9 protein-coding genes are annotated in these 8,913 nt (G+C 49.6%); 5 read left to right on the forward strand and 4 right to left on the reverse strand.

All coding sequences use genetic code 11. The annotated features are described in order from the left end of the window. Positions 1 to 1,637, reverse strand: a 1,637-nt coding sequence (ggt, locus tag J4G02_20425) for a gamma-glutamyltransferase (GenBank protein MCE2396892.1), incomplete at its 3' end; no start/stop codon positions are given. 614 nt (positions 1,638 to 2,251) lie between these two features. Between ggt and J4G02_20430 the strand changes: the two genes are divergently transcribed. After that, entirely contained in the window at positions 2,252 to 3,490 is a 1,239-nt protein-coding gene (locus J4G02_20430) for a tetratricopeptide repeat protein (GenBank protein MCE2396893.1), read from the forward strand. A 175-nt stretch (positions 3,491 to 3,665) separates the two neighbouring features. Here the strand turns inward: J4G02_20430 and J4G02_20435 are convergent, their stop codons facing one another. After that, positions 3,666 to 4,409, reverse strand: a complete 744-nt coding sequence (locus tag J4G02_20435) for a GIY-YIG nuclease family protein (protein ID MCE2396894.1) — start codon at positions 4,407 to 4,409, stop codon at positions 3,666 to 3,668. A 135-nt stretch (positions 4,410 to 4,544) separates the two neighbouring features. Then, complete coding sequence (locus J4G02_20440) at positions 4,545 to 5,270, reverse strand: phytanoyl-CoA dioxygenase family protein (protein ID MCE2396895.1); 726 nt, start codon at positions 5,268 to 5,270, stop codon at positions 4,545 to 4,547. 263 nt (positions 5,271 to 5,533) lie between these two features. On the opposite strand from J4G02_20440, the gene J4G02_20445 reads away from it, so the two are divergent. The 4 genes from J4G02_20445 (at position 5,534) to J4G02_20460 (ending at position 8,733) form a co-directional block, all read left to right on the forward strand. Further along, positions 5,534 to 6,544, forward strand: a complete 1,011-nt coding sequence (locus J4G02_20445; GenBank protein ID MCE2396896.1) for an aspartate-semialdehyde dehydrogenase — start codon at positions 5,534 to 5,536, stop codon at positions 6,542 to 6,544. A 108-nt stretch (positions 6,545 to 6,652) separates the two neighbouring features. Further along, positions 6,653 to 6,862: a hypothetical protein gene (locus tag J4G02_20450; GenBank protein MCE2396897.1), complete on the forward strand. Its 210-nt coding sequence runs from the start codon at positions 6,653 to 6,655 to the stop codon at positions 6,860 to 6,862. 3 nt (positions 6,863 to 6,865) lie between these two features. Next, positions 6,866 to 8,092 (forward strand): SMC family ATPase, encoded by a 1,227-nt coding sequence (locus tag J4G02_20455; protein ID MCE2396898.1) that lies wholly within the window; start codon positions 6,866 to 6,868, stop codon positions 8,090 to 8,092. After that, complete coding sequence (locus J4G02_20460) at positions 8,089 to 8,733, forward strand: AAA family ATPase (GenBank protein MCE2396899.1); 645 nt, start codon at positions 8,089 to 8,091, stop codon at positions 8,731 to 8,733. The genes J4G02_20455 and J4G02_20460 overlap by 4 nt, the downstream gene beginning before the upstream one ends. Before the next feature lie 37 nt (positions 8,734 to 8,770). Here J4G02_20460 and J4G02_20465 read toward each other — a convergent pair. Further along, positions 8,771 to 8,913 (reverse strand): DUF815 domain-containing protein (locus tag J4G02_20465; protein ID MCE2396900.1); only part of this gene is annotated, 143 nt, incomplete at its 5' end.

Raw genomic sequence — 8,913 nt, forward strand, 5'->3', positions numbered from 1 at the left:
TACCAGCCGACCGCATAACCATCCCGTCGTGGATCTGAGCCGCCGATGAGTGCGTTTGAGTCGGGGATAATCTGAATTGCCTGCGCGCTGCCGGGGCCATCCCAATCTCCCAAAATCCGGAGGTCATGCCCGCGTTGGGCGAGTCCATTGCGGACATCTTCAGGAAACCGTCCTTCTAGCTGAAGTGCATCCTCACAGGTGTGGGGTATGGTCGATTCCATCGGATTCTGAAGGTTGCGCCAACGTGGTGCCTCAACAGCTTCCTGCGGCGTCATGCCGAAATCAACGACGTGTGTAATCAACTGGAGATTGGTTTGTACCTGTGTGTCTGCTCCCGGTGTTCCACAGATGAGGAAGGGGTTACCATCCTTTGTCACAATCACAGGGTTCATAGTGTGACGGACTCGCTTGCCGGGCATGAGACAGTTGGGATGGTCTGCCTCAAGATGCCAATACGTCATCCGGTTGTTGAGCAAGACGCCGGTGTCTCCAGCAACAAGACTTGACCCAAATCCCGACTGTATGCTCTGCAACACGCAAACAGCATTGCCCGCGCCGTCCGCTGTGCAGAAGCAGGTGGTGTCCTCAAACTGTTCGGGACCTCCGGAGGGAACATCCGTTGCAGCTCGATTGGGATCGATGCGTTTAGCCTGCATTTTAGCATAATCTTTGGACAACATACCTGTAATGGGAACATCGACCCAATCTGGGTCTGCCATATATTTCTCCCGATCTGCAAACGAGAGTTTTTTCGCTTCGACCATCAGGTGCACGCTTTCAGCTGTGTTACAGCCCATCGATTGTAGATCGAACTGCTCGACAATATTCAACTCCTGCAATAAGATATGCCCACTCGAATTGGGTGGCATCTCATAGACCTCATATCCCCGATAGTTTGTGTGGATCGGCTCACTCCAGCGGGCGTGATAATCTGCGAGATCTTTCTCGGTCAACAGCCCATCATACTTTTCACTGAATTCGACGATCGCTCTGGCGATTTCACCTTCATAAAGGGTGCCGCGTCCTTCTGCGGCGATTTTCCGCAAAGTCTTCCCCAGATTCTTATTGTAGATAACTTCCCCCGATTTCGGTGGGGCACCGTCATTGGTAAATATCGGGCGCGTGTATGGGTCTTGGGCAAAACGCGGATTCTCGCCTCTGAGACCACCAGCAAGGTTGTGGCTAATGGGGAAACCGTTCTCACAGAGCGAAATTGCTGGTTCAAACGCCTGCTCCAGTTTAAGTGCGCCGTAACGCTCGTGTGCTTTAAGCCAGCCATCGGCAATCCCCGGCACCGAGACGCTGCGGATACCCTTCATCGGAATCCCGCCATCCTTCAGGTACAGTTCGCGGGTCGCTGCGTAAGGTGCTGGCCCCGTAGCATTCACACCCGTTACCGTGCCTGTTTCCGCCCAGTAAATCAGAATAAACCCATCTCCGCCGACGCCAGATCCTGCCGGCTCAACCACGCCCAACGCCGTTGCTGTTGCGACTGCGGCATCCACAGCGTTCCCGCCCGCTAAGATCGCTTGAACCCCAGCCTGTGATGCGAGCATGTGTCCTGATGTCACCATGCCGTTTCTGCCCATCGCGGAAGGTCGAAATCCTGAAAAATTTATCCCATGTGGTGATTGCATATTTTGTCCTCCGAAGTTTTGATGTCCACCTAATCCTGACGGCTTGGAATTCTTGACGGATTTCCCCGTTACCATCAGGCACAACTTTAGCATCATTGACCCTAAAAAATCAAGTGCAAACTTGTCCACACCGCTTGCATAAAGCATTCAGCCAAACCGACAATAAAATTGGAACATATCCCTCTTTTTTGTGTATAAACTCTTAGGCTCATGTTAAAAGAAAGTGCAAAACACAAAAAGCGTAAAACGTGATGCGTGAAACGTGAAAACAATTTGTTCATTAGTACATTGGCTCACCAATAAACGAGTGAACTCATGAATTCAATCGGTTTCGGTTGCACCATGTCTTTACATGAGCCAACTCTTAAGCATCCTATCACAATTCTAAACGGCACATCAATTTAATTTTCTGGACTCTGGTAATCTGAGTTGGTCGATTAGCTGTTTAGAACGGGTCGTTCCGTTCAGTTCCACAAAAACGTACAATCTCCTGGATGTGGCGTTCGATGTCAATCGGTGCTTGACACCTTCAAGCAAAGATGATAAAATGCGTTCATGTTTTCGGGAAAAAAATAAGCTAATAGAAGTAAAATATACCAACAGGAGTCCAAAAAATGAAAAGGTTCATCATTGTAGAAATTATCGTTGTTGCAGCCTTAGTAATTGGCTTTTTTATTGGTAGGGCGACAAATTCAGCAAACAGCATAGTTGCCTACTACACAAACGCGGATGCGGCGTGGGAAAAGGCTCAAAAAGCGGATACCCCGCCCGTAACTCTTGAGGATGAAGACCAGAAGCGTGTAAGCGAGGTCAGAGGTTTATACCGACATGTATTCGAGAAATATCCTGATAATCGTTGGGCAGATGATGCTATCTATCAGTTGGCGTCGCGGCTTGGACGGACAGACGAGGAAGCCTTTGCTCTATTTCGACGGCTAATTAGTACCTATCCTGACAGCGAATGGACGGACGATTCGCTGTATACCATCGCCATTGCTTACTATCGACTGGCGGAAAATATAAAACAATCAGAGAGCGTTGAGAGCGCAGATGCCTACTACGATCGGGCATCGGCGATGTTTGATCAACTCATCCAAGACTATCCGGGCAGTGCGCTCGCAGACGAATCCCGATTCAACAAGGCGATGTGTCTCTACGGAAAAGGGACTTGGACAGCTGCACTTGAGGCGTTTGATGGGTTACGCGAAGACTTCCTAGGCAGCGAACTCCTCCATAGTATTGTGTATTACACAGGGATGATCTTTACCGAGCGACAAGCCTACGACAAAGCACGGGTCGAATTTCAGAACGTTGTCGATTCGGGACATGAGGAACTTGCCCCACTCGCACAGTTTGGCATCGGCCAAACCTATTTTGCTGAAGCAAAATATGATGAAGCGATTGAGAGTTATCAGATGGTGATTGACAAATACCCGGATGTTAAAATGGCGCAGGATGCACACTTTAACATCGGTTGGGCGTATGAGAAGCTGCAAAAGTATGACGAGGCGATTATCCAACTGGAGAGCGCTATAGAAAAATATCCGCACAATGAGAATACATCCAATATGCAGTTCTATGTTGGACAGATTTACTACGCGAAGGAAGATACTGACGGCGCAATTAATGCTTATCGTAAAGTCTCTGATAATCCGACCTACGATTACGATACGCGAAGGCAGGCACAATATTGGATCGGCTTCATCTATGAGAAAGCAGACAGGGTTGACGAAGCAATAGGGGAATACCAGAAGCTGCTCAAGGACTTTCCTGAACCTCACCGTACACTCCGCCATCCATCGAACAATATCAACGAAAACTATATTCAGAAATTGCGGACGGGAGAGCTATAAAACGATTTCTGAATTGACACAATTTGAGATCATAGGCGAGCAAACCTTGTTAAGGTGTTTAATCTGTGCAAGGTTTGCTTCACTGCCTCGGTCTGTTTCAGAGGATCTTTGACCGACCAAATTCCAGTCACTACCATCTTCCCACCCCAAGCCCCTTCCGCGTAATCCTTACACCTTACCGACGATGTACGTCGAGGTAAACAAACACCCGCTCGATCTGTTCAATACGCTTCTGTAAAGCTGCCGCACGCTCAAAGCGTAGAGCGATTGCCTCTTGGTTTCGCTCTATAGTCAATTTCTTAATGACTGCTTTATACTTCCCTTCCAGTATCCGAATCACATCTCTGATCATCGCACGATAGGCTTTGCGGTTGACTTTCGCGGCACAAGGGGCTTGACAGCGTTTTAAGTGGTAGCTGAAGCAGGGTTTAAAATCTGGCAGTGGGGTGATGGTCCCGTCGCAGGTCCGAATCGGAAAAATTCGATGTAAGACCTCAATAACCTCCCTTGTCCATCTCAGGCTTGAATACGGTCCAAAATATCGTGCCTTGTCAGCTTCTTCCTTGAATACGATTGTTACCTTCGGGAAATCCTCGTTGGTAGAGATCTTAATGAACGGAGATCTACGGACAGATTTCAGACTGGTGTTGTATGGGGGTTGATGGTGTTTGATTAGGCGGGCTTCGAGCAATAGCGCCTCTAACTCCGACGCACAAACTTGGTACTCAACTTGTGTGGCGTGTTGCACTAACCGTTTGATTTTGCCCCAACGATTTTGCTTGGAATTATACAGGTACGACCGAACCCGTTTTTTGAGAGATTTTGCCTTGCCGATGTAGAGAATTTCTCCAGACCTGCTAAGAAAAAAGTAGACGCCCGGCAGTGACGGGAGATTGACAACCATTTCCTTGGTAAGCATATTAATATCAGAAGTGAATCGGGGGAAGGGTGGGAAAGGAAGGCTGACGGAGGTTGTTAAACTCCTAATCTTTTTGCCTTCCATTGTTTAAGTTCTTACGCACGGAGTGTGGTAACTGAAAAGGGAGCTGCGGACTTAATTCGCGAATGGGAATGTTCCCGCATATCCGCGTGGACGTGAGACATGCCATATCCCATCATACATTGGCGTCACCTGATAATGGCATACCACATTGCTCCGCTCCATATCGTCCCGTTCTTTTGCGCCTTGGTGCGGAATGTGGTTGATGAACACCACGCAGTCGCCAGCTTTCGGATAGAGGATAACGTGCTCTTGTGCTTCGCACCACGCCTCAAACTTGGGACGGTCCAAGGGATATAGATGGGGCGGTTCGACAAGATGTCCGCCTTTGACATATTTTAGGTGTCCTGAACCGGGGGCGTTGTCCTGAAAATAGTAGGTTGCGTTGAGGCTAATGGGAGATACTGCAAAGCGATACTTGTCCGCTTCTCGTTTCTCCTGCCAATAGCCGTAGAAATCTAGGTGCCACTCTTGAAGATATGGGCCCGGGTTGATGTGTGCACGCAAACTCCGTAGTTGGCACTGCTTCCCCATCATGCCTTCGAGGTAAGGGCGGATGCTCGGATGGCCTACCAATGGGGCATACGTTTCTGGTTCCCGGTCTAGTAAGGTGTCAAACCACATATTGCCTACGGCGTTAAGTCCTTCCTCCCATCCCATCTCGCGGGCATGGTTGATACGTTGCCGAATATGTTCTGTCTCCTCCGGGGATAATGCACCCTCTATCAGTATGAAACCGTCCTGTTCTAATCGATCCAGTTGGTTTTCGATGTTTTCCATAGCCCGCCAAGGTCTCCTTCCCAGTTGTGTCGATTTTCGAGGCAACCAATACATCTATTTTTAGTTTACTACATCTCGCTAGAATCGTCGATCCACAATTGTAAATAAAAAGTACCTAAATCGGCATAAAGATTTGGTCTTTGATGCAATGCCGGTTCAATTGAGGGCGATATGAGTTTTCTTCTCAAATTTTGGTAGAATATCCCTTGGAAATTCAGCTACAACAAGACCTGCACAATCTAATTTTTCAAGAGGACTATAAGATGGATAGGAGCTACCGTGTCGCCATCGTTGGGGCAACAGGAGCGGTTGGCACGACAATGCGGCAGATTCTGGAAGAACGCGCATTCTCCGTCGCTTCGCTGAAGTTGCTCGCTTCCCATCGTTCTGCCGGTGAGATTTTAACGTTCAAAGATCAACCTATCGTTGTCGAAGAGTTAACGCATGATTCATTCGATGATGTCGATTTGGTGTTTTCGTCAGCGGGTGCGTCTGTCAGCCGTGAGTTTATACCGACTGCGGTAGAAAAGGGGTGTCTTGTTATTGACAACACCAGTGCATTTCGGCTGGACGCAGATACGCCGTTGGTGATTCCCGAAGTAAATATGCAAGCAGCAATGCGGCATCAAGGCTTGATCTCCAACCCCAATTGTTCAACTATTCAGATGCTTTTGGCACTCAAGCCACTCTACGACGAAGCGGGACTTAAGCGTATCGTTGTTTCGACCTATCAAAGTGTTTCGGGAAAAAGTGGTTCGGCTGTTCTTGAACTGATAGATCAAACGACGGCTGCGTTGGAAGGACGTCCCATCACATGCGATCAGTTTCCGCATCAGATGGCGTTTAACGTCGCCTTCGATTGGCCCTTCGCCGATAACGGTTACAGTGAAGAAGAGATCAAGATGGTTAAGGAAACACATAAAATTCTTGAGAACGATACCATCGGAGTCTCAGCGACAACCGTTCGGGTGCCGGTGTTCTTCGCCCATTCTGAATCAATTAACATTCAGACGGACAGCAAGCTCACCGCTGATGAGGCGCGTCGGATTCTTTCTCAAGCCCGCGGTGTGACTGTGATCGATGCCCCGAAAAGTCGGGATTATCCGCTGGCTATCAACGCTGCAGGACAAGATGATGTATACGTCGGACGTATCCGTGAGGACGACTCGATCGAAAATGGGTTGAACCTGTGGGTCGTCGCAGACAACCTCCGCAAAGGTGCCGCATTAAACGCTATTCAGATTGCGGAGATCCTGGATCAGATTAATGTGTGATCACTACACACCTACCCCAATCCTAATGTAACGTGATGCGTAAAACGTGATGGACAAATGGTTATGGGTTCATTGGTTCACTAATCCTCTAGGAGCCACACCGAACAGATGCCCTCCACACTTGAGAACGAATTGGGTGAAATCTATGAGCGGGAAGTCGAAAAACTAATCGAATCTGAGAGCAAATATCGCTCAGTCCTCGGAACAACCGAAGTTTCGGCTGTTGTCCAAGCATTTCGCTTTGCGATTGAGCATGGTGTCGATAACGTGACCGTTCAGATGCTTTACGATATGATCGATGACAGTTCGGGAGATTAACGTATGCGACTTGAACGTATCATCCTCAAATCTTTCGGCTGTTTTGACCGGAGGGATTTCGATCTGAGCGATGGGGTAAATCTCATCTTCGGTCCCAATTTCAGTGGCAAGAGCACGCTTGTTAATGCCATTTTTTTCGCGCTGACAGGCAAGCCGATTGTGCCTAAGATCGGTTTGCCTGCAATGGCGCAATCAGGCGCATCCAGCGGCACCGCCGGACTCAATTTCCGCAATGGAGAGCAGAGTTATCAACTGTTCCGATCGACGCAGGGGGAAGTCCAACTCCGCCAGAAAGAGGAAAATGATGAGAAATGGCGTATCCTGTTCACAGGCAAACGTTCAGCGGACGAAGATCTGAGAAAGCAATTCCATTTCAGCTATCATCACCTTGCGGCGGCGACATTCCTACGAGAAGGCGAAATTTTTGAGTTCCTTGCCCGGCAGCCTGCAGATCGGCGCGATGTGCTGAACGCACTGCTCGGGATAGATCGGCTGATGGAGGTGCGCCAACGTTTCATTGAAGGTCGGCGGGTTGCCAAGCGAGAGGAGAAGCGGATACAAGATCATCAGCGCAGTATGCGGGTGACGACGGTCAAGAACCATCGTGAGGAAATTGAGCGGGTTGAAGCAGAGTTAAAGAACTTGGAAGGTGAATATGAGTTGCTGGTAGGGAAAGCGAGTGAAGGTAGCGATACAGTCCTTGTCGCCGAATTGACGCAAGCGCACGAACGATTCCAAAAGGAGATTGACGGGCTAATCCAAGAACGGGCATCGGTGCTCAGCGGCTTCACCGACCTTGATCACCTGCGAACCTCTATTAAGGAAATTGAGGTTGCGACCGCTAGCGCGGGTGGGCTAGAAAAACAGCGAGATGAGCTTATTCGAGGCGTTGGCAGCCTGAACAGCCAGATCCAAACGCTTACGGCAGAATGCGAGACCTTGTGCCAGTTAATTGACAGCGATCACGGACACTGTCCGACCTGCCATCAACCGGTACAACAAAAAATCATTGCGGGGATTCTTGAAGAGAAAGAATCGGCGAGAGCTGCCAGCCAAAAGGAACTTGAAGCACAGCAGAAAACTCTCGACGAACATACCGCGAACATCAATGCCCTTCGCGGATTGAGGCAGCGGCATCAACTGATGCAAGGCAAGGTCGAACAGCTTGGGCGGATCGAAAAACAACTTGCGAATCTTCAGCGCGAATTCCGACAACACCTCGGCAAATGAGTGCCTTATCCGAAGACGCTGCCGATCCCGCACAGCTCGCTGAGCAACAACGCCAGCTCAAATACCGCATTGACAGCTTGCGCCGACGACTTGTCGGACTCAATAAGGAAGAAGCGATTATCGCCCATAAACTTGAAGAGCTGCAGCGTACCCAACACCAAGCGAATCAGATTCTACGCACGCGCCTGAGCTTTGAACTCGCCTGCGATGGCGTTGAAAAAACAATTGCCTCTCTCCAACGAACAATCCTCCAACCCGCGGAAAAGGAAATTCAACGTTGGCTAGAACGGATGGACCTAACTCGGTTCTCCCGGATTGATCTCAAAAGCCAGCACCTACTCCCCTCCCTCAATGTCGAAGGCGTTGAGCGCAACCTGCTGCTCCTCAGCGGCAGCGAGAAGATGATGCTCTACCTCTGCTTCAAAGCTGCGCTATCGGAAGCGCTGGGCGCACTCGGTTTCTTTGTCTTCGATGACCCGACCCTCCATCTCGATCCAGATCGACGGAGCGCGATGATTGACTTCATTCAGCGTCTTGCCGAAGAACATCAAGTCATCGTGACGAGCAATGACCCGGAGGTTCGAGCAGGCTTGCCGGATGCGCATCTGATTGAGACGGTGGCGCGGGATAATAGTTTGTAGGATAGGGCTTGCGATACAAAAGCTTAGAATCCCTATATCATGCTGGTCCGTCCAATCCCAACTGCCCTGCAAGGTCATCAACGAACTGGCGCGCGACCCGTCCTGATCGACCACTCGACGACGCTTCCCACTCTAACGCTTTCGGATGCAGCTCCTTCGTCGAGAGAGACAACCCACGCT

It is taken from the genome of Candidatus Poribacteria bacterium, from assembly GCA_021295755.1.
Taxonomy (GTDB): Bacteria; Poribacteria; WGA-4E; order WGA-4E; family PCPOR2b; genus PCPOR2b.